This is a genomic window from Pedobacter jeongneungensis, from assembly GCF_039538295.1.
Taxonomy (GTDB): domain Bacteria; phylum Bacteroidota; class Bacteroidia; order Sphingobacteriales; family Sphingobacteriaceae; genus Pedobacter; species Pedobacter jeongneungensis.
In genome coordinates, this window is the sequence record NZ_BAABBY010000011.1 from 131,836 (window position 1) to 154,467 (window position 22,632).

Genomic DNA, 22,632 nt, shown 5'->3' on the forward strand with positions numbered 1-22,632 from the left:
ACCACCGTCATTTTGTATTTTTAATCCTTTAGTGGATTTTACCAGGCCGTTGTTAAATAGTCCTGATGGCAGTGAAATCCCTTTTGGGAAACGATGATTTTTTCTCCAGAGCAAATTCACCAAAAGGATTGAACGAACAGCAGGACGGAACCCGACCTATCAGCACAAAAATTGCGCTCCAAAAAGAATATCCTGTTGCTTTTAAACCTATGGCTTATTAGTGAATATTAATCCCCCCTTAAAATGTGCTAATACTTCCGTGTTTTGTATAAATAGCTTTGAAGCATGGCCAATACCTTTGTTATCAATATTTAACAAAGAAAAAGATGTCGAAAATAATTTTAATTACCGGTGCCTCTCGCGGCTTTGGTAAAATCTGGGCTAAGGCCCTTTTAGAACGCGGCGATAAAGTTGCAGCGACCGCAAGAAATACCAACGATTTAAACGACCTGGTTGAGGCTTACGGCGATGCGGTACTTCCCCTGCAATTGGATGTGAATGATAGGGCCGCCGCATTTGCAACAATAGATAAGGTTAAACAACATTTCGGCCGAATTGATGTATTGATCAACAATGCTGGCTTTGGTTTATTTGGTGCTATTGAAGAAACTACCGAAGAACAGGCGCGTGCACAAATGGAAACCAACTTTTTTGGGTTGCTGTGGGTAACACAGGCGGTGGTACCGGTAATGCGCGAACAAAAAAGCGGTCATATTATCCAGGTATCGAGCTTTTTAGGACTGGTAACGCTACCGGTGCTGGGCTTATACAATGCTTCTAAATATGCGGTTAATGGTTTAAGCGAAACACTTGCTGCTGAAGTAAAAGGCTTTGGTATTAATGTGAGTTTAATAGAACCAAACGGTTTTTCTACCGATTGGTCGGGTGCTTCGGCTTTCCAGACAGCACCTCTGGAAGTGTACGAGCCGGTTAAAAAAGCATTTGCTGAAGGAGCAACACCTGATACCTGGGGCAAACCAGAAGCTACAGCACCAGCGGTACTGGCATTGATTGATAGCGAAAACCCGCCTTTACATTTTCTGTTGGGCAAAGTTGCATATCCCGGAGTTAAAAAGGTGTATGCAGAGCGTTTGGCCGAATTTGAAGAATGGGCAACGGTTTCTGCAGAGGCACATGGTCATTAATCAATCATATTAAAGGTTTAAATAACAAGCTGTGCGGGTAATTGCGTAGCTTGTTTTTGTAATGATATTACAGGATGAAACATTATAAAAGTTTGGTAGAGCTGCACCGGGAAAATGTGCTTCCACCACCCGAAAACCCTTTATTTAGCGTTTACCATTGCGACCGCACGTGTACCATGGGCGACCGTGAATTTACGAGCGACTTTTATATGATCGGTTTTAAAAAGATTATTGCCGGGCAGGTGCTTTACGGGCGTACCAAATACGACCATGAGAACGGCTCGATGATGTTTTTTAAGCCCAACCAGATTATTGAAATGAAAAACCTCGAATTTGAGGAAGATGGCTTTTTGATTTTTATCCATGAGGATTTCCTGAACGGGCATAACCTGCATGATGAAATTAAAAAGTACCATTACTTTGATTATGAAACCAATGAAGCGCTGCACCTCTCGCCCAGTGAGGAAACAACGGTATGGGAACTTTTCCATAAAATTGAAAATGAATACCTTAATAACCAGGATGAATACAGCAGGGAACTGATTTTGGCAAATGTAGATACGTTGTTGAAGTATAGTCAGCGGTTTTACAAAAGGCAGTTCCTTAACCGGACAGAGATTTCGGGCAAAACGGTAACCAGATTTAATGAGGAGATTAACAATTATGTGGCCAGGGGATTACTGGCGAGTAAAGGATTACCTTCGGTAAATTATATGGCCGAACGGTTAAATATTTCTGCAGGTTATTTATCTGATGTATTAAAACAGGAAAGCGGAAAAACAGCCCTTGAACATATTCATATTTACTTAATATCTGAAGCCAAAAACCGCCTGATCGGAGAGAACAAATCGGTTTCGGAAATTGCTTACGCACTGGGGTTTGAGAATCTTTCTTATTTCTCGCGTTTATTTAAAAAGGAAGTGGGCGTTAGTCCGAATGTATTTAAAAAGCAGTTGTTGAATTAGTTGGATAAGTTTGCTAAGCGTTTCGTCATGCTGAACTTGTTTCAGTATCCATCATAATATGGTTTATTTTAAACAGAAAACCTGCTCAATGTTTCGCGCGAAACACCCAGATAAGAAGCCAGTAATGATTTAGGTACCCTTTGGAACAAGGCAGGATATTGTTTTAACAGCTGTTCGTAACGCTGTTGTGCATTAGAGGTTAATAAGGATAAAATTCGGCGCTGAGATCCGATATGGCCAAAGTTTGCTTTCTGTAAGAAAAAGTGTTCCATCTTTTGCAGGCCGGCACATAATTTACGGTAATTTTCGAGGGTAAAGCAGCATACTTCGGTGTCTTCCAGGCATTCTAAACTCATGGTTGCCTTACTTTGTGTAAAATAGGCCAGGTAATCACTTTCCCACCAGTCTTCCATGGCGAACGAAACAATGTGCTGCTTGCCTGAATCGTCGGTATGTACCAGTTTTAAAAGTCCTGAAACTACAAAATAAGAATAGGTTACATTTTCTCCTTCCTGAATGAGGAATTGATGCTTTTTGAATTTTTTAGTGATAAAATGTTCCTTTACAAAAGCAAATTCTTCATCTGTTAACGGGACTATCTTTTCTATATGTGCTCTCAATTCGTGGTGCATGTTGGGTGATAAAGATAAAGGGTATTTTTGATTTACCATTAAGGCAGGAAGATGTAATAAGCTTTTTTACTTATACGTTAAACTTTCTGACTTCGGTCTCCTGACTTCCCGACTTTTTCACCATTAAGGGGTTAAGGAAATTAAGGCTTAATTTTCTTCGGACTTCCCGACCTCGGTCTCCCGGCTTGGGGACTTTTCACCATTAAGGGATTAAGGAAATTGAGGTTTATTTTTCTTCGGACTTCGCGACCTCGGTCTCCCGGCTTCGGGACTTTTCACCATTAAGGGATTAAGGAAATTAAGGTTTATTTTCTTCGGACTTCGCGACCTCGGTCTCCCGGCTTCGGGACTTTTCTCCATTAAGGGATTAAGGAAATTAAGGTTTATTTTCTTCGGACTTCGCGACCTCGGTCTCCCGGCTTCGGGACTTTTCACCATTAAGGGATTAAGGAAATTAAGGTTTATTTTCTTCGGACTTCGCGACCTCGGTCTCCTGACTTCCGGACTTTTTCACCATTAAGGGATTAAGGAAATTAAGGTTTATTTTCTTCGGACTTCGCGACCTCGGTCTCCTGACTTCCGGACTTTTTCACCATTAAGGGATTAAGGAAATTAAGGCTTATTTTTCTTCGGACTTCGCGACCTCGGTCTCCCGGCTTCCGGACTTTTTCACCATTAAGAGGTTAAGGAAATTAAGGTTTATTTTCTTCGGACTTCGCGACCTCGGTCTCCCGGCTTCAGGACTTTTCACCATTAAGGAATTAAGGAAATTAAGGTTTATTTTCTTCGGACTTCCCGACCTCGGTCTCCTGACTTTCCAGACAAAAAAAAAAGTCCCGATTTTAGATCGGGACTTTTTTTCTAATAACCTTTTGCCGATTGGGCAGGCTTTAAATTCGGGTTGCCATCTAAGGCTGCCTGAGGATAAGGCATCAATACAAATTTAGATTCCCATACACGCTCCTGCACCGGACTGTTGGTGATATCGTGAGTGGTTTTCATTACATCTTTGGCGATGTTCCAGCGTCTGATATCAAAGGAACGCTGACCTTCTGCTGCCAGTTCGATGCGGCGTTCTTGCTGGATGAATGTTCTTAATTTTTCTTTCGTATTATAAGTAGCCTGAACCACAGCCGGCATTCCGGCACGGTCCCTGATGTCGTCGAGTACCGCGTAGATGCTCGCATCCGGTCCGCTTAATTCATTTTTAGCTTCGGCGTAAGCCAGTAGGATTTCGGCGTATCTGATGATCGGGAAATCCTGTGCGCCATCCCAATCGTTTTGGGTAAAAGCAGGGTCTACCAGTTTCTTAAAGTTGTAACCGGTTACACTGTTGTTTCCACCGCCTTTTCCCCACGAGAATTTATAACCACTATCAAAGCGGCTCCAGGGTGTACCCGGGAATAATATACTGGCATAAAGTCTGGTGTCGCGGTTTTTAAATTCATCTGCATAGGCCGCATTTGGTGTTCCGTTATTATAATTGCTTGCTCTTGTAGCTGCATCGGGTGGAGTAAATGGATTACCGTTTTTATCCCAGTAGGCATCTACCATTTCCTGTGTAGGGGTAATCGAACTCCATCCGCCTAAATTGCCCGGAGGAAACAAGGTTCTTAAACCGTTACCATATTCATAAGAGGAATTGGTAATATTCTGGGAAACCAGAATGTTCTCTTTACTGGCTCCCTCATTAATTTGCCAAAACTGTTGCTCGTAACTGGCCAAACCTTTATAAAATTTCTGTTTTTCGGCGTCATTGGCGAAAGTTACAAAAGAACCAAAATCATCCTGCGTATCAGCAGGAGCTAATGTACTTACCCTGAATAACTGATAACCTGCACTCATTACTTTTTGAGCACTGGCAACCGCATCGGCATATTTGCCATATTGTAACTGTATCCTGGTTAAAATGGCCCAGGCTGCGCCGCTGGTAATTCGTCCGGTTTCAACACTTGAGCCACCAGGATAAGTGGCCGGCAGATCGGTTAGCGCACTCTGAATTTCAGCAATGGCAAAGTTAATCACCTCGGCCTCTGGCGTTGGTGCAATTCCGGTTTCGTGCGGATCGCTATACGCTACTTTTAATAACGGCACCGGACCGAATGTTCTGGCCAGATCGAAATAGGTTAATGCCCTTAAAACCCTTGCCTCGGCAATAAATCTTTTCATTAAATCGGCACCCATTGGTGTTTTGCCTACATTATCCAGAAAATAGTTATACCTGCGGATATAGACATAGCGGCTGTTATAACCCTGATCAATTGTGGCATTGATATTACCGGCAGCAATAGCTGTGGCATTGCTTTCCCACGGATACTGGGCATAGGCATTGTCTGATCCTCCATCATCGTAGGCGTTATTAAAAGCATTATTTAAATAACCATAACAACCATTTAAGGCTAAAGTGGCATCTTTTTGTGATTTCCAGAAGGTAGCGTTCGAAGCCTCATTTTGTGGAATAAAATCGATTGCTGATTTTTTGCAGCTGCTTATCGCCAGGCTGGCAAAAGTTAAACACGATATATATATTAATTTTTTCATAAAAGCTTTTATTAAAGGGTAAGGTTAATACCGAACGAATAAGTTTTTAACTGTGGATAAGCTGCACGCTGAGAGGCAGCCTCCGGATCGAAATCCTTTAACCTTTTATCGCCGCGGATGGTAAACGGATTATTGCTCGATGCATAAATCCTCAATCCCCTGATTTTAATTTTATCCAATACCGATTTTGGCAAGCTGTAACCCAGGGTTAACGATTTAATCCTTAAGTAATCTGCATTGAATAACCAGAAATCAGACTGTTTTAAGTTCTGTGTATTATCGCCAGATACCAGAACCCTTGGGTAGGCTGCATTTGGATTAGGATTGGCGGCAGTCCATCGGTCTAATACATATTCTTTTGCACCGGCACCGTTAAAGAAAGCCTGTGATGCTTCACTTTCCAGATATACCTTAACATCACTTACTCCATTGGCTAAAACTGAAAAATCGAAGTTTTTGTAATTTGCCGAAAAGTTAAGTCCATAGATAAGGTAAGGCACATCGTTACCTACAATTACGCGGTCATCTCCGTCAATTTTATGGTCGCCATTCTGATCTACATATTTAATGTCACCAGCTTTTGTTCCATTGGCCTGAAATGCATGCTGGGCAACTTCCGCATCGCTTGCAAATAAGCCGTCTGATTGCCACATGTAAAACGAACCGATCGGCTGACCAACCCTGTTGATATAATATCCGCTTGGAGGCGTTTCTGAAGCATCACCTAAGCTTACCACTTTGTTCCAGATTTTACTCAGGTTACCACCGATTGAATATTTAAAATCGTTGATTTGTCCGTTGTACGTTAACGAAAGTTCGAAGCCCCTGTTTCTCACCTGACCAAGGTTAATAGATGGATATTGGGTTTTAAGTGGATCAGGATCACTTACTAAACCTGCTTCTGTTGGTATAGTTGGGTCGGGCAATAAAATATCATTGGTTAAACGGTCAAAGGCATCAACCTGAAGACTCAGCTTTTTGAAAAGATTCACGTCCACACCAATATTAGTCATGTCGATTTTTTCCCATGATAAGCGTGGATTATAGATTTTATTCGGAAAAACACCATCCTGTTTAGATTCGTCGAGGATTGCTGCAGTTCCTGTTTTTAAACCATCGAAATAATCGTAAGGGCCTACATTATTTACATTACCCAGTTTACCCCACGATGCACGGAGTTTTAATTCAGATATCCAGCTGATGTTTTTCATGAAATCTTCCTGTGAGATTCTCCATGCACCCGAAAATGATGGATACGCACCCCAGCGGTGGCCAGGAGCAAACTGAGAAGAAGCATCTAACCTTACACTGGCTTCGAATAAATAACGGTCGTTATAAGCGTAGTTAAACCTGCCAAATACCGATTCGAAAGCTTTTTGCTGGATACTGCCTGATGCGGTGGTGTTTAACGGATCGCTTGAACCACCGTCTATGGCATTTAAATCGTTACTTACAAAGTTCTTGCGGATGGTTTTGATTATCCTGGTGTTGTTATTTTCGTAAGAAGCACCTGCCAGCAACTTGGCGTAATGCTTATCAATCGTTTTTTCGTAGCTTGCGGTTGCCTGGGTTAGCAAACGACCGATGTTTTGCCACTCTTCCGTAAGCTGGTTGGTATTTACAGCCGTTCCGCTAAGTGGTGCACCAGTGTTAAAATCCGGAATCGGATCAATGGTGCTGATAAATGCACTGTTTAAGGTATTATAGAAATTGTAAGAAACCAAACCACTGATTTCTAAACCTTTTACTGGTGTGTAAGTTCCGTTTAAATTTCCGATAAAACGGTTGGTATTGTACGAGTTACGGCCACCTTCTTCCAGCTTCCTAACCGTATTGGTTGCGGCAAGCGTTCCGTCTATTTTACCACCGTTCATGCTGCCCCAGTTACCATTGGTTTGTTTATTTACCACTAATGGAGTAAGCCTGTTTAAACTGGTAAAATCGATTAATCCGTTTTTATTGTCGAAACCATCACGGATAAATGAGATGTTGGTACCTACCTTAAATTTATCACTTACCTGGGTTTCGGTATTTGCCCTTAACGAGTAACGTGTTAAATCTTTTCCCGGAACCAGGGAGTTTTGGTTAAAATAGGCTCCGCTTAAATAATACCTGGTTTTATCACCGCCAGAAACATTAATGGCATGTTCCATTACCGGAGCAGTGTTTTTTAAGGTTAAAGCATACCAGTCGTTATCCGGAAAACGATCCGGGTCTGATTGATTCTGGATCTTGGTTAAATCACTGGCCGAGTAAACCGGAGCTTTACCTGCATTGGTCGCAGCCTCGTTACGCAAAGTAGCATAATCATAAGCGCCAACCCAGTTTGGCAAAACCGTTGCCGATTGAATGCCGTAATAAGCATTGTAATTAATGGTCATTTCGCCCTTCTTTCCTCGTTTGGTCGTAATTAATATTACACCATAGGCAGCCCTCGAGCCATAAATGGCAGAGGCCGAGGCATCTTTCAGGATCGAAATGTTTTCTACATCATTGGTGTTGATGCGGGCAAAATCACCCGAATTTACAATTACCCCATCTACCACGAAGAGCGGCTCTGAAGTACCTAAATTACCCCGTCCACGTACGTTAATGGTACCAATGTCGCCGCCAACATCGCCAGGTGTAGCTTTAATGGCCATGCCGGGTACGGCGCCCTGTAAAGCATTGGTAAGCGAAGTAACCGGACGGTTTACAATGTTTTTGGTATCTACCGTGTTTACCGAACCGGATAAGTTTACCTTTTTTTGCGTGCCGTAACCCACTACCACCACCTCGTTTAGCGATTTGGCAGAAGATGTAAGCACTACATTTAATGTGGTTTTACCATTAACAGGCACATCCTGTGGGTCATAACCAATAAAAGAGATTGTTAAGATGGCATCTGCCGGAGCGTTGATTGAGAATTTACCGTCGGGTGTGGTACTTACAGCAGTGCTGGTTCCCTTAATCATCACGGTTGCACCTGGTACAGTTCCTCCATCACTATCCTTTACAACACCGGTAATTTTTACCTGCGCAAAGGCCAAAAGAGAGAACATTAAAAACAAGCCGGTTAGAAGGGCTTGCCTTTTTTTTAATTTGTTCATGGTTGTTTGTTTTGTTAGTTAATAGTTTAGTTGCAGCTTTTCGAACGGCTGAAGCCGTAATTTAGAAATGAAACCACTTGCTATCAAATAAATGGGGGAGCAAACTCCACGCAAACGTTTGTGGCAATATAAAATGCGATGCTGGAGTGAATAAGGCAGAAAAAGACGTATTAAAGGCAATAAGAAATGTAAAAGTGACAATTAATAGCCTGTTGTCGTATTCGAAAATGCTAAAATAAATAGACTCAGGGTCTTATAATGACTACGTTTCCTTTCAGAATATCAATTATTTGGGCCTTGTAAACAATGATTGCCGGTAAAACTCCGCGCAACCGTTTGATTAGTAAGTTATGTAACGGCATTTTTAGCTGATTTGGTTATTGATATCTCCAGTGGTAAAAGATCTGTTTGCAGGATTTTTGTTTCCCGCAGATGACGCGAAGGACGCAGATTAAATATAGGTCTAGTCCTGATAAGCAATTGAGCTACAATATTCCATAAGGGGGTATATTATCAATCGGAATGAAATTATTATCAACTGTATTCTGTTATAAAATCGGATATTTGTTTCCTCTAATATTATTCCTTACATGAAACCCTACCTGCAGCTTTTCGATTTTTCAAAAAAAATAAACTATAAAACCGAAATCCTTGCAGGCTTAACGGTTGCCATGACGATGATCCCCGAATCATTATCATTTGCTATCCTGGCTGGGTTTCCTCCATTAACAGGTTTATATGCCGCTTTTATAATGGGTTTAGTGACTGCTGTTTTAGGCGGAAGGCCCGGTTTGGTTTCGGGCGGGGCAGGAGCAACAGTAATTGTCCTTATCGCCTTAATGAAAACGCAGGGCATTGAATATGTGTTTGCTGCGGTGGCGCTGGCGGGTGTAATCCAGATTATGGTCGGGCTTTTTAAGCTGGGCAAATTTGTAAGGCTTGTTCCGCAGCCGGTAATGTTCGGTTTTGTGAATGGTTTGGCCGTGATTATTTTTATATCGCAGTTAGAACAGTTTAAAACCCTGGTAAACGGTAAGGTCGAATGGTTAAGCGGTACGCCTTTGTATATTATGCTTGGTTTGGTTTTACTTACCGTAGCCATTGTAATTACCCTCCCCAAAATAACGAAAGCTGTTCCAGCTTCTTTAGTGGCCATCATCGTGGTTTTTTTGATTGTGTTTTGCTTTGGTATCGATACCAGGCTGGTAAGGAATATCTCCTCGGTAAACGGTGGTTTCCCGCCATTCCATATCCCTAAAGTGCCGTTGAATCTCGATATGCTTAAAATTATTTTCCCTTACTCGCTTATTATGGCAGGTGTAGGCTTAACCGAAGGATTGCTTACTTTAAACCTGGTTGATGAAATAACCGAAACCAAAGGGAACCGCAACCGTGAAAGCATTGCGCAAGGCATTGCCAATATGTTAAATGGTTTTTTTACCGGTATGGGCGGTTGCCCGATGATTGCGCAAACACTGGTAAATCTTTCGGCAGGAGCGAGGGCCAGGTTATCGGGGATTATTGCTGCATTAACCATATTGCTCATCATTTTAATTGGCGCCCCGGTAATCGACCGTGTGCCGATGGCCGCATTGGTTGGCGTAATGATGATGGTAGCCATTGGTACCTTTGAGTGGATGAGTTTCAGGGTAATCAATAAAATGCCCAAACAGGATATTATTATTGGTATTTTAGTAGCCGTAATTACAGTATGGTTGCACAATCTGGCCCTGGCAGTATTAATCGGCGTAATTATTTCGGCGCTTGTTTTTGCATGGCAAAGCTCTAAAAGGATAAGGGCCAGCAGGTATATCGATGTAGATGGTGTAAAGCACTACGAAGTATTCGGTCCATTGTTTTTCGGCTCAGTAGCCAATTTTAACGAACTTTTTGATGTTGCCGATGATCCTTTAACGGTTACCGTTGATTTTAGACACAGCCGGGTTTTTGATATGTCGGGCATAGATGCCCTAAACAAACTTACCGAAAGGTACCGCTTAGCCAATAAAAAACTTCAGTTAAAGCACCTTAGCGAAGATTGTAAGCGCCTTCTAAAAAATGCGGACGAAATTATTGAGGTAAATATCATTGAAGATCCTCTTTACCGTGTTGCTACAGAAAAATAGTTGCGGTTAAGCAATTAATGATTCGTATTTCAAACAACGTATTGACGGAAGCTAAACTGTAATATTAATTCTATGTTAAGTGTGATGTACACAGATATTGAATGTTATACTATAATTACGTAGTTAAAACCTGCTTGAAAACAGTTTAGGTAAAACGTTTAACTAGATTTATTTCCTGCAACATAAAATCACTCAATTTATTGTAATCAGGGGTGTAAAATATCGCTATATGCTGTTTTCTAGCGGATTAAAATGTTAATATAATTAGATAATATTTGATTTTTTTATGTGTCAAATTGACATTTATTGTTAATAATTGAATATTATTATCGGATTTAATAAAAATTTCATAAAAATGACAATTTGTTGTTAAAACGATTTAGTATATATATATTTGATTTAACCAAATGCTAAATTTTATGAGAATCCCTAACTATTACTCCAGAAGTACCTATCTCCCTAATCAAGGATATATCTTGCCGTTTCCAAAAAAATAAATTTTAAGAATCATTTTTTTACCAATTAAAGATCCATTAACTATGCGATACTTATGGGCGTGCCTTGTCTTTTTTGCCGCGTTTACATTAAACGTTTTACCAGTTTTTGCAGCGGGCAAAAAAATCAGTAAAGGCCTAACAATTAATTATTTGATCTTTCAGGATACGACGAAAATTAAGTTCGTACCCCTAAAAGATTCACTGCGGAAAGATAGTTTAAAGCAGATCAGTCAGAAAACAGTTTATAACAAACTATCGGGTGGTGTGCAGAAAGATACCAAAGACCTTTCTCTTTTCCCGGCCATTTCATTACAGCAAAATTTAAAGGGCAATTTTGCCGGCCTGTATGTTCAGGAGCCCTCAGGCGAACCGGGAACCATACAAAATATGTTTTTAAGAGGAGCGCCAATGCCGTTGCTGTCTAAAAAAGATGTATATGCCTCACAGCCATTGGTGGTGCTGGATGGTGTGCCTTTAATTGGCGAGCATCCTTTCGCTTTTGATATCCAGCAGTACGATTTCAACAGGATTGGTCCTGCCACTAACCTGCTTACCGGGATTGATATGAACAACATCGCTTCTATAGAAGTTTTGAGCGATCTGGCCAGTACGGCTGTTTATGGTCCAAGGGGTGTAAATGGTGTTATCCTGCTTAAAACAAAAGCTCCTGACGGTGTTTCGCGCAGCATCAGTTTTAACTCGTATATCGGTATGGCACAAAAGCCAGTTGTAAACACCATTAACGGTAAGTATGAGAATGAATTCAGACAGCGTTTCTACGATATTTATACCACTAACGGCAGGTACTCTGATGATGAAGCTTATCCAGTATATTTAAGTGATTCGCTAAATAATGTATATAGCGGCAAATCTAACTGGACCGATTTATATTATAAGAATGCACTGGTTTATGGCATTAACTTAGGCTTAACCGGTGGTTCTGACCGTGCAAATTTCAGGTTCTCACTTGGTAATACGAAAAGCAGTGGCGTTGCTGACGATACTGGCTTAGATCGTTATAGCGCCATGTTCAATATCAACATGAAACCGGTTAAATGGTTGTTGTTTTCGGCCATGATTAATGGTAACCGTTTAAACCGCGATCGAAACAGAACCTTAAGAGACAGGTTTGCACAGATCAACTATTTCCCTGACCTAAGTGCACCGCTGGCACCCAATAAAGATTATTATGCCAGTTACTTAAATTCATACAGTAAAGGTTTTGATGATAACAAAACCAATAGCATCCAGGGCTTTGCCAAACTGGTGGCCACATTGGGCAAATTTAACATCAGCTCATCTTTCAATGTAGATTATAACGAAGGTTACAGGGATATTTTCTATGCAAGAACATTGTTGCAAGGTAATAGCTATGCCTCTAACTATTATGGGTTTAACCAAAGGCTAATGATGGAAAATAAGGCCACTTATGATCTCAAATTTAGAGAAGTACACGATTTTCATTTCGAACTGGGCCAGTCCATGATATGGGATATTTATAAGTACAACTATGCTTATGCTTATAAAGGGGCCAATGATTATATCAAAATCAACCTGTTGGATTCTAAACCCAAACTCGATAACGGTGCCGATAACCCCAACTACCTGGTTCCAACAGCATTTCCAAGAGAGTTAACTTATCGTTTCCTGGATAAAACCGCCGATAACCTGTTATCATTTTATGGTAAGGTAAATTACTCGTACAATGATAAATACTTTTTATCGGGAATATTAAGGGCAGATGGTTCATCAAATGCACAACCAACAAAGCGCTGGTTTTATTCGCCTACGGTTTCGGCAGCGTGGAACATCAAAAACGAACTGCTTAAAGACGAAAAATTTATCGACGACCTGGTATTGCGTGCCAGCGCAGGCAGATTGGGCAGGGCTTTTACCTTTGATAATTATGCACAGGGGCCTCAGTACAGTGCATCGGTTGGTTACACCGGAAATTTAACTGTTCCGGGTTATAATGCAATCGGGGTATTAACCAGGCCATATTCATTCGGTTGGGTAGGTTATGGTGTGCCATGGTCGTATTCAGATCAGTTAAATATCGGTGCAGATGTAGCCATGCTTAAAAACCGCCTGCATGTAGCGCTTGATTTTTATACCAAAGCAGAGAAAAACCAATTGCTGGGCATCCCGTCATATGCAGAATATGGTTACAAGCAATCTATCGAGAGTGGATTGAATATGAGCAATACCGGTGTAGATTTAACCATCAGTGCGCTGGTAATTGCTAAAAGCAAATTCTCATGGAATTCTTCACTAAACCTGAACCATAACAGTAATAAACTAACCGCCTTGCCTAGAGGATTGAACGAAATTATCATCGGCAACAGGTTTTTAAAAGTTGGTGAACCGGTAGATCAGTATTGGTTACTGGAAAATGAAGGGATTTATACCGCAAACAGTCAGGTGCCTGTTGTTAACGGACAGCCTTTAAAATACAATGGTACGCCTTTAAAAGCCGGCGATCCGAAATGGAAAGATCAGAATGGCGATAACATTATCGATGAAAAAGACAAAGTATTAAAAGGACATTCTTTGCCGGTTCTGGCAGGAGGGTTTGATAACGCTTTCAGGTATGGCAGCTGGACTTTAAATACCAACCTGTATTTCAATCTTGGCAGAAAAATCATTAATGAAGAAATGGCTAACCGTTTCGATTTTGTAAACCACGAAGGAAGTACAGATGTAGCATCGGTTAAAGAAATCACCTTCTGGGAAAAAAGAGGCGATTACAGCAAGTATCCTTTATATAATCCCTGGAGTACCATAATTCCTTACCGTACCGATCAGGACCTGTTCCTTGAAAACGGCTCATTCTTAAAATTAAGATCGGTTTCTCTTGGATATGATTTTGGCAACTTTTTAAAGCGTAAAAACATTAAGGTGAATAAAATCTATGTATATGGCTCGGTAAATAATGTGTTCGTAATTACCAAATACACGGGGCAGGATCCTGAACTGGTAGGTTACGATGGCATTGATACAGGCTACGGTCAACCAATCCCAAGAACCTATACGTTGGGTGTTAAAATGGAATTATAATATGGAAAGAAATACAAACAAAACATCAACAATGATGAAGAAAATATTATACTCATTTCTGCTTGCTGTAATTGCTTTATCGGGTTGTAATAAGGCTTTGGAAACAGATTCTACCCGGGTTGTGGGCGAGAAAAACATGTGGAACACGGTTGAGGATGCCCGTGCCGGTATTATGGGGGTTTATGCCCTTACGCGCTCGGCATTATCTGATAACAATGGACACTGGATTTACGGCGATGTAAGAACCGGCGAATTTACCAGTCCGAAACGTCAGGATTTAAAAGCCATTATCAGCAATAATTTAAATGCGTCTTATCCGGTTGTAGAATCACTTTCAGACTGGACCAGATTTTATGCGATTGTAAATGGTGCGAATGTTTTTCTTGAAAACGTTGGGCATGTTAAAGCAACAGATAAACGCTACTCTGATAATAACATGACGGTTGATATTGCGCAAGCCAGGTTTTTAAGGGCTTTTGCATACTTCTACATGGTGCGGATCTGGGGCGATGTGCCATTCATTATTTCTTCTAACGAGGGGGTATTTGAAAATAAACCAAGAGAAAGTCAGGCAAAAATTTTGGCCTGGGTAGAATCTGAAATTTTAAAAGCTGCTGCAGACCTGCCTTACATTTACAGTGGTGGCGATATACAGCAGCCGAGTAACTATTATAATGAAGACAGAACCCGTTGGGGAGGTGCATTAGCAACTAAAGTTACAGCTTATGCCGTTTTAGCGCATGTTGCCGCCTGGACAGCCGATTACTCGAACGTAGCGAAATACGCAAAATTTGTAGAAGATAATTACGGAAAAAGCGGTGGAGGCTTTACATCCAGCCAGGATTTATCAAACTCAAATGGCTTCTTCTATAATAAAAACTTCAGGCAGATGTTTGGCTTTAACTCAGATTACGGTCATATCGATGGTTCATCAACAGGCCATATAGAAGAGCTTACGCTTGCCGAACCAATTACCACAAAAGCAATCCCTGATATTTATCTGCCAAAAGATTCGATCTTAAAATATTTTAACTGGCCAAACGACGAAAGATTTGCTGTAGATACCTTAGGTCAATCTAAATACGATCGTTATTTCACCAACCTGAATGGCAAATATCCAATTTTTAGTAAAATAAAGGTAATTCAGGGTGGTACCACCGATCCTAACTTCAGGTACTTTACCAGTGCATTAATTTTTACGCGGTTGGAAGATATCGTGTTATTACGTGCCGAAGCGCTGTCTGTGCTTGGCGATCAGGAAGGCGCTGCCAACGAATTGCTAAACGTGCTTCTCCGGAGAACTGTTGCGGGTTCATCATTCAGCTTTAATTTGAATGATGATATCTTAAAAATGATTTTCGAAGAGCGTCACCGCGAATTAATGGGCGAAGGCCAGAGGTGGTACGATTTAATCCGCTACAATAAAATAAGACAAAACGATGCCAAATTTATGAACCTGATTAATTCGGGAGGCATTTATTGGCCAATATCGCGCAAACTTTTATTGCAGAATAATTTATTAACCCAGAACCCTTACTGGCGCTAAATAATAGATATATGAAACCAATATGGTCTTTCGGGGCTATGGTGGCTTCATCACCATTAAAATAATAAACAGATGAAAAATTTTGTAAAATATGTGGGGACAGCAGCTATGCTTTTATTGCTCACCCTGGTGTATTCGGCTTGTAAAAAGAACGGGGGCTATTATGATGCTTCTGATGAAGCAGTTCCTTTTGCAGGAAATACCTACGAATATTTAAAAAGTAAACCTGGCGTGTACGATTCGCTCATTGTGGCGATTGACCGGATGGGTTTAAAGAAAACACTTACCGATAGTAATGTAACCCTGTTTGCCGTAACCAATCCGAGCTTTCAGCTGGCTTTAAGGAATTTAAACAGTTTAAGAAAACTATCCGATAAGGATCCTTTGTTCTTATCTAATATTGATGGCATACAGCTGGATACGATGGTATCTTATTACATCATCAGAGGAGTAAAAACAACTGATTCTTTAAAACTTCAGGATGGTTTAAACCTAACCAGCGTAAAAGTTGCCTATCCGATGCATGCAAAATCAACCAAAGGATCGGCATCGGGCGAGGTTGGTGCCGGACCAGAAGTGATCGAGTTTAGCAATACCAAAAAAAGCAAGTTTATCAGAAACTGGGCCACCAGTACAACGGCTTCAAATAACATCAGAACAAAAAATGGAGTTGTTCATGTCATCAGTCCCGATCATACCTTCGGTTTTGATGGCTTTGTTACCCGTTTAACTTTTGTTCCGCCTCCACCAAATTTAATGGTTACCATAGGGGGTACTTTCTCTTCCAACCGTGAAAACGACGGTGGACCAACCAGTGGCGAAAACTCTAAAAAAGTAATCGATGGCGATGACCACACTAAGTTTTTATGCAATATAAATGGTTTTTTAACCATGCAATTCAAACTTAAAACACCAGAAGTATCGTCGGTTTATACACTTATATCGGCTAACGATGCCCCGGAAAGAGATCCAAAAGCCTGGACATACGAAGGCTCGCAGGATGGTGTTAACTGGACCGAACTGCACCGCGTTACCAACTTCTTTTTCGAAGAAAGGTACCAGCAAAAAATCTTTAGGTGTACCAACACGGTTGCCTACCAGTATTACCGTGTAAACATTACAGAATTAAGGAATGGCGGTACATTCCAGCTTGCAGAATGGACAATTAATAAAACGAAATAGGTGATGGAGTACGGAAAAAATAAATTAGAAAGACTTATGAAATCAATCGTAAAAAAGGAACTTCTTTTTGTACTGTTTGTGCTGGTTATGGCAAGCGGATGTAAAAAGCTGTATAATTTGCCAGAAGAAAAAGATTACTTAAGCAACAATGTAAATTTTAGCAATAAAATTCTCGAACCGATTATTGGCCGTAATAATTTGATTGGAGGGTTTAACGGCGATAACTCTACTGCGCCCATCACTTTCGAAATCGTGAATGCAAGGTTTGGTGATGGAAGACCAGTAAGTGATATTTTCCAAAAGGTACCAACCTATGTTTGGACGGCGCCATACACTGGCCTCGAAAAAAGTTTAGCAGAGATAGAAGCAAAAAGGAAAATCGAGGAGCACCAGTTATTCGAAATGCGTTCTTCCGGTCAGTTTATTTTGTGGGCTTCATCTACCAACCAGTTAATTGCCCCAAGGCCAACAGATAGCACCAACTTTAGCCAGGATACCCGTTTTTTTGATGTGAAAGTTAAAAATACCGGCGGGGAAAGATTGATCAAAGATTTTCAGATCAGGCCTTTCCGCGAGCGCCCGTATGAGCCATCAAACGATTTTAATGCGTACACAGGTTTGCCTGCACCCGATCCGAAATTTCCCCTGGATAAAAAATTAAGAGATTATATCCGCCCTTACATAGGCAATGTAATTGGCGCTACTTCCAACAAAAATTTGGTAAGCGATAATGATAAAAAAGATATAGTGGTTTATATCCGTCCGTTTACCGGAGGCAATGGCCATTCGTTAAGGATCAAGGCTTTAAATAAAGATTCGGTAGAAATTAACCCTGCTTTTTTTAACGAAACGCAGTGGGATAAAATGATCCATGGTTTTAACATGCAAAAAACCGACAAATATGTGCAGTACGATGTGGCTTATCCAATTCCGTTGGTAGAAATTCCAACCTCGTATGCGCTTGGGGGTTCGAGGGCAAAGGCTGAGCTTAGTTACTCCAGGGGGGCTTTTGGCGGCGGACGTACGGTAGCGGTTTTCGGCATCGACTTCGCCATTTACAAAGCCGGAGACTGGGAAATTGTATTTCACTTTAAAAACGAGAATCCAAAATTCGCCAGCGAGTAGGTGATATTTAACGCTAATATTATGAAAAGAAATATACTTTTTTATGCACTACTTATTGTGTGCATGATTTGCGGCACGAGTGCTTATTCGCAGGAAAAATACATCATTGTGAATGGTACGGTTGTAGATAAAGAAACAAAACAGGGGGTTCCGGGAGTTTCCGTAATCCTGGAAGAAACCAATAAAGGCCTTACCCAAACCAACGGGAAAGGGCAGTTTACGGTTAATGTACCCGTTGGAGGAAACCTGTTATTTAAATTTCTGGGTTTTAATACACAGAGAACAAAAATTACCGGCGCTACCAATATTACAGTTACCATTAGCGAAGACCGTAAAGCTTTAGATGAGGTAATTATTGTGGCCTACCAGAAAAGGAGCAAGGAAACCACAACAGGATCGTCGGTTTTAATCCAGGCGAAAGATGTTCAGGATATTCCGGTATCAAATGTTGAGCAACTTTTGCAAGGTAAAGTTCCGGGGTTAAATATTCAGAACAATACCGGTGCACCAGGTTTCAGGGGATCGGTACAGGTGCGTGGTTTATCGAGCTTAAGCATATCCGGCAGTGGTAACGAATCGTTTTTACAACCAACATCGCCTTTATACATTATTGATGGTGTACCACTGGATGCCGATAAAGCTGCCGAATTTGGTTTTCAATCACAGGGACCGGGTGTTAGTCCGCTTTCTTTGATCCCTCAGGAAGATATCGAAAATATCCAGATCCTTAAAGATGCGCAGGCTACTTCCATGTATGGCTCAAGAGGTGCCTATGGTGTAATTATCATCACCACTAAAAGAGGTAACTCTAAAGTGCCAAGAATTAAATATGTTACCAATGCTTTCGTAAATGCCCCGCCTAAGCTGCGCGAAACTTTGGGCGGAAATTCTGAAAGATCATTAAAAATCCAGCAAATCATCCTGAATGCCTCAAATGTTGACGATATCAGAAGGATTTCGAACACAGCTTTTTTATCCGACAGTTTAAACGCTTACTGGAACAATTCTACTGATTGGCAGAATGTGTTTTTCCAGACTACCTATAACCAGAGCCATAATCTGGCCCTTGATGGTGGCGATCCTAAATTTAATTACAAGGCAAACTTAGGTTACTATACCGAAAAAGGGGTAATTAAAAATACAGGTTACGACCGTTATAACCTCAACATGAACATGGAGTTTAAACCAAACGATAAATTCAGGTTTTTTGGTTTCATTAATGGCTCCGTAGGTAAACAGAACAAAGGTAATGGTGTGGGTTTACTTCAGTCGGGAGTTGCAGAAAACGGGCAGGCCTCTACCTTATTGCCTCCTCCATCATTTTATCAGGCAACAGGCGGTGTATTGTCGGCATTGCAAACGTTAAATGATAATAACTCCAGAAATTTAAGAACCAACGTAGAAGCCCGTTACGAATTTATCCCGGGTTTGGCATTATCATCTACCTTAAGTTACGATTATACCTCAGATACCGAATCTACCTTTACACCAGCTGCCGCAAATGGCCAGTATGCCAAACTTTACGATTATGTGGGCCGGAACTATCAGTTGTATAACCGTAACGGTATTACTTATGCAAAAACTTTTGGCGAAAAACACAACCTTTTCATTAACACCTTTAACGAGATTTATAAACAGGGTGCACAGGCAGGAATTACCCGCCAGGAAAGGATCCCGAACGATCAGTTACAGGGGCCCATTGGTTATGACGACTATAACTCTAGAGGCGGTGGTGTATTAAGCAATTACAGAAATGCAACCATTGCATCATTTGCGGGTTCATTATCATACGATTACGATAAAAAATATGTTGCCGAGTTCTCTTACCGTTTAGATGGAACATCATCAAGTGGTTTAGAAAATCCATACTCTAAAAACCCATCGGTAGGTTTAAGGTGGAACTTTAACAAAGAAAACTGGCTGGCCGATAAAAAATGGTTATCGTATGGTAGCTTAAGGTTAACATGGGGGCAAAACATTGTGCCTACAGGCAACCTGCAAAGTATTTATGGTATTTATAACCTTAACGGTAATTTTAACAACAACCCAACCATTGGTATCGATTTTGATCTTGTACCAAATCCAAATTTAAAACCGACCACCACCACACAGTATAACTTAGGTTTTGATTTAGGCTTCTTTAACGACAGGATTTCTGTAAACTTTGATACTTATTTTAAAAAGGTTGATAACCTGCTTTTCGACAGGTTCTTATCCAATACTACAGGTTTTAATAAACTGGCCAGTAATGATTTGGGTATTGCCAACTACGGTACAGAGTTAATGCTAACCATTAGGCCGGTGGTGAGCAAGGATTTAGATATATCGGTATCGGTAAACGGAGCGCTAAACCGTGATGTACTGCTAAAATTACCGGCCGAATATAATGGTCAGTACATTAAGTTCGATGAGTCGGCTTATTTACAGCACAATGTTTACCGTGTTGGTAGAAATACCTTATCAAACTACTTAAGAATCAATCAGGGCGTTTACAAAACCGATGCCGATGTGCCTGTAGATCCCGTTACCGGAAAAAGATACCAGTCAAACGGTCAGTTTTTCCTGGGTGGCGATCCGATTATGAAAGATGTTAACGGCGATTATATTTTAGATGGCAGGGATTATGAAGTAACCGGAAACTCGCAGCCTTTGGTTACCGGAGGGGTATCTACAAACATCAGGTACAAAAACTGGGGATTAAATATTTATGCAACCTATACCGCCGACAGAACGATTTTGAACAATGCTTTAGCCGATAGGATTGGGATTATGCGTGATCCATTCTCGCAAAAATCAGTAGTGCCTTTAAACGACCTTGATATCTGGAGGTCACCTGGCGATGTAGCAAAATACCCTTATCCTTATGATTATAAACGTTTTGATCAGATCCAGCCTTTACGTGCAGATCAAACCCTCTGGCAGGAAAGCGGAAGTTATTTTAAAGTGAGTAACGTAACCGTTTCGTACATGTTTAACAAGAAACTGATCAGCAGGTTCGGGCTTAACCAGTTAAGGATTTATGCCTCTACCAACAACCTGATTACTTTCTCTAAATACAGCGGGCCAAATCCTGAAAACGTAACCTCTTTAGGCCGCGATATTTCAACAGGTTATCCTGTTCCACGTACCTATAACATTGGTTTAAACTTAGAACTTAATACAGGCAACTAATCAATACTATCATGAAAAAAGTTATCATTTATACGATCATTATAGCCGCAACTTTTTGCCTGCCTGCATGTAAAAAGTTCCTCGATGTACAGCCTTTAGATAAATTAACAGGAAATAACTACTTCCAGTCTAAAGATGATGTAGTGGCCAATATTTACAATTTATCAAGAATTGTTTTCAACAAGTACAACGAAACCCATTACATTGGTGCAACCGGCGAGTACCGCTCGGGCGAAGTACTTTATGAGAGCCAGTCAGACCATGCACCGGCACGCTCATTTGTAGAGGTTTTAGGCAAAAATAATTTATTAACATTACTTAGCGGCGGAGTGCCATGGGTTAATGACATTAATTATAATTTTTACAGAATAACCGACTGGACAGGGTATTACCAGGCCATCCAGGGAGCAAATATTCTAATCGCTAAACTTGATGAAGGCATCCCCGGCGTATCCGAAGCCGAAAAAAAATCATTCAAGGCAGAGGCCGCATTTATCCGCTCATTGAGTTATTTTATTATGGTTCGCCTGTACGGAAATGTGGTGTATTACACCGATCCGTTCCATTCTGCTGCATTACCAAGAGAAAACTTTGTATCGGTGTTAAACAAATGCATTGCCGACCTTAAAACCTATAAAAACGATATCGCATGGACCTATACCGATCCTGCGCTGAAAGGCGTAAGGGCTAGCAGGGGGAGTATTGTTGCCCTGATGATGGAAATGAACATGTGGAATGCGGGTTTCGATCCCAATAATGCTAAAAAATACTATGAGGAAACTGCCGACCTGGGCCGCGAGCTTATTGCAAGTAATGCCTACAGGTTATTACCGATAAATGAGTGGGCCACAGTGATAAAAGGCCGGTCGGATGAGAGCTTGTTCGAGTTTTACCGCAGTATCAATTACGGTGATGCCAACACAAATCTTGCCCCGGTTGCCGATATGTTTTTGCATTATCCATATAAAAGGCCAGAATATACCCACCGTGTAAGTTTTGCTTACTACAGGGGAGAGTACATGCAGAAAATATTTCAGGATGGCAGTGACAGAAGGATTACCACCTGGTTTAACGAAGATATTTTTGCCGATAACGGAAAGTTTATGATGTTAAAATTTGCCCAGAACTCATTTTCTACCGGTGAAGAAGATGCCAACCCTGATAATACCTTTATGATCTTCAGGTATGGTGGAGAAATCCTTTTGGCCGCAGAAGCAATGGCCAATTCCGATCAGGATAATGATGCCATTAAATTGTTAAATATGGTCAGGCTCCGTGCAGGCGCATCTCCATATACCCCAAGCAACGGAAACCTTAAAGATTTTATTTTTTACGAACGGTCAAGGGAATTAATCGGCGAAGGCCATCATTATTTCGACCTCGTGCGTACCAAAAGAATTTTAAGCAGCCAGTGGTCTTACAATGTACTTACAGCTGATAAATTTAACCGTGGTGCATGGACCTGGCCAATCAGTTCGAACGCGTTGAATAACAACCCGTATATGGTATTAAACGAGTATTGGGTTAACGGAGGTAATTAATTTATAAGAAAGATT

General features: G+C 41.0%; 13 protein-coding genes. 10 read left to right on the forward strand and 3 right to left on the reverse strand.

Annotation, left to right across the window (positions count from 1 at the left end; genetic code table 11):
• Positions 1–65 precede the first annotated feature (65 nt).
• From ABD769_RS20525 to ABD769_RS20535, 3 genes are all read left to right on the forward strand, one after another.
• Entirely contained in the window at positions 66–221 is a 156-nt protein-coding gene (locus tag ABD769_RS20525; RefSeq protein WP_344853230.1) for a hypothetical protein, read from the forward strand.
• 105 nt (positions 222–326) lie between these two features.
• Positions 327–1,145: an SDR family NAD(P)-dependent oxidoreductase gene (locus ABD769_RS20530; RefSeq protein ID WP_344853231.1), complete on the forward strand. Its 819-nt coding sequence runs from the start codon at positions 327–329 to the stop codon at positions 1,143–1,145.
• A gap of 74 nt (positions 1,146–1,219) precedes the next feature.
• A complete protein-coding gene (locus ABD769_RS20535) occupies positions 1,220–2,110 on the forward strand; it encodes a helix-turn-helix domain-containing protein (protein ID WP_344853232.1) in 891 nt (296 codons plus the stop codon).
• Between the two features lie 68 nt (positions 2,111–2,178).
• Here ABD769_RS20535 and ABD769_RS20540 read toward each other — a convergent pair whose 3' ends face one another.
• From ABD769_RS20540 to ABD769_RS20550, 3 genes are all read right to left on the reverse strand, one after another.
• Positions 2,179–2,781, reverse strand: a complete 603-nt coding sequence (locus ABD769_RS20540; RefSeq protein ID WP_344853233.1) for a Crp/Fnr family transcriptional regulator — start codon at positions 2,779–2,781, stop codon at positions 2,179–2,181.
• Between the two features lie 822 nt (positions 2,782–3,603).
• Positions 3,604–5,283: a RagB/SusD family nutrient uptake outer membrane protein gene (locus tag ABD769_RS20545; protein WP_344853234.1), complete on the reverse strand. Its 1,680-nt coding sequence runs from the start codon at positions 5,281–5,283 to the stop codon at positions 3,604–3,606.
• 11 nt (positions 5,284–5,294) lie between these two features.
• Positions 5,295–8,372, reverse strand: coding sequence for a SusC/RagA family TonB-linked outer membrane protein (locus ABD769_RS20550; protein WP_344853235.1), 3,078 nt, complete (start codon positions 8,370–8,372; stop codon positions 5,295–5,297).
• Positions 8,373–8,962: 590 nt separating this feature from the next.
• Between ABD769_RS20550 and ABD769_RS20555 the strand changes: the two genes are divergently transcribed.
• The 7 genes from ABD769_RS20555 (at position 8,963) to ABD769_RS20585 (ending at position 22,617) form a co-directional block, all read left to right on the forward strand.
• The gene (locus ABD769_RS20555; RefSeq protein WP_344853236.1) at positions 8,963–10,498 is read left to right on the forward strand and encodes a SulP family inorganic anion transporter; all 1,536 of its coding nucleotides are present in this window, start codon (positions 8,963–8,965) and stop codon (positions 10,496–10,498) included.
• A gap of 647 nt (positions 10,499–11,145) precedes the next feature.
• Positions 11,146–14,052, forward strand: a complete 2,907-nt coding sequence (locus ABD769_RS20560) for a SusC/RagA family TonB-linked outer membrane protein (RefSeq protein ID WP_344853237.1) — start codon at positions 11,146–11,148, stop codon at positions 14,050–14,052.
• 1 nt (position 14,053) lies between these two features.
• On the forward strand, positions 14,054–15,598 hold the full coding sequence (locus ABD769_RS20565; RefSeq protein ID WP_344853238.1) for a RagB/SusD family nutrient uptake outer membrane protein: 1,545 nt from the start codon (positions 14,054–14,056) through the stop codon (positions 15,596–15,598).
• Positions 15,599–15,670: 72 nt separating this feature from the next.
• The gene (locus tag ABD769_RS20570) at positions 15,671–16,780 is read left to right on the forward strand and encodes a discoidin domain-containing protein (RefSeq protein WP_344853239.1); all 1,110 of its coding nucleotides are present in this window, start codon (positions 15,671–15,673) and stop codon (positions 16,778–16,780) included.
• Between the two features lie 36 nt (positions 16,781–16,816).
• The gene (locus tag ABD769_RS20575; protein ID WP_344853240.1) at positions 16,817–17,905 is read left to right on the forward strand and encodes a DUF5007 domain-containing protein; all 1,089 of its coding nucleotides are present in this window, start codon (positions 16,817–16,819) and stop codon (positions 17,903–17,905) included.
• A 21-nt stretch (positions 17,906–17,926) separates the two neighbouring features.
• The gene (locus tag ABD769_RS20580) at positions 17,927–21,076 is read left to right on the forward strand and encodes a SusC/RagA family TonB-linked outer membrane protein (protein ID WP_344853241.1); all 3,150 of its coding nucleotides are present in this window, start codon (positions 17,927–17,929) and stop codon (positions 21,074–21,076) included.
• An 11-nt stretch (positions 21,077–21,087) separates the two neighbouring features.
• The gene (locus ABD769_RS20585; RefSeq protein ID WP_344853242.1) at positions 21,088–22,617 is read left to right on the forward strand and encodes a RagB/SusD family nutrient uptake outer membrane protein; all 1,530 of its coding nucleotides are present in this window, start codon (positions 21,088–21,090) and stop codon (positions 22,615–22,617) included.
• Positions 22,618–22,632 lie beyond the last annotated feature (15 nt).

Coding starts and splice junctions, on each gene's coding strand:
- ABD769_RS20525 (WP_344853230.1), top strand. CDS start 66: ATGGCAGTGAAATCCCTTTTGGGAAACGATGATTTTTTCTCCAGAGCA.
- ABD769_RS20530 (WP_344853231.1), top strand. CDS start 327: ATGTCGAAAATAATTTTAATTACCGGTGCCTCTCGCGGCTTTGGTAAA.
- ABD769_RS20535 (WP_344853232.1), top strand. CDS start 1,220: ATGAAACATTATAAAAGTTTGGTAGAGCTGCACCGGGAAAATGTGCTT.
- ABD769_RS20540 (WP_344853233.1), bottom strand. CDS start 2,781: ATGGTAAATCAAAAATACCCTTTATCTTTATCACCCAACATGCACCAC.
- ABD769_RS20545 (WP_344853234.1), bottom strand. CDS start 5,283: ATGAAAAAATTAATATATATATCGTGTTTAACTTTTGCCAGCCTGGCG.
- ABD769_RS20550 (WP_344853235.1), bottom strand. CDS start 8,372: ATGAACAAATTAAAAAAAAGGCAAGCCCTTCTAACCGGCTTGTTTTTA.
- ABD769_RS20555 (WP_344853236.1), top strand. CDS start 8,963: ATGAAACCCTACCTGCAGCTTTTCGATTTTTCAAAAAAAATAAACTAT.
- ABD769_RS20565 (WP_344853238.1), top strand. CDS start 14,054: ATGGAAAGAAATACAAACAAAACATCAACAATGATGAAGAAAATATTA.
- ABD769_RS20570 (WP_344853239.1), top strand. CDS start 15,671: ATGAAAAATTTTGTAAAATATGTGGGGACAGCAGCTATGCTTTTATTG.
- ABD769_RS20575 (WP_344853240.1), top strand. CDS start 16,817: ATGAAATCAATCGTAAAAAAGGAACTTCTTTTTGTACTGTTTGTGCTG.
- ABD769_RS20580 (WP_344853241.1), top strand. CDS start 17,927: ATGAAAAGAAATATACTTTTTTATGCACTACTTATTGTGTGCATGATT.
- ABD769_RS20585 (WP_344853242.1), top strand. CDS start 21,088: ATGAAAAAAGTTATCATTTATACGATCATTATAGCCGCAACTTTTTGC.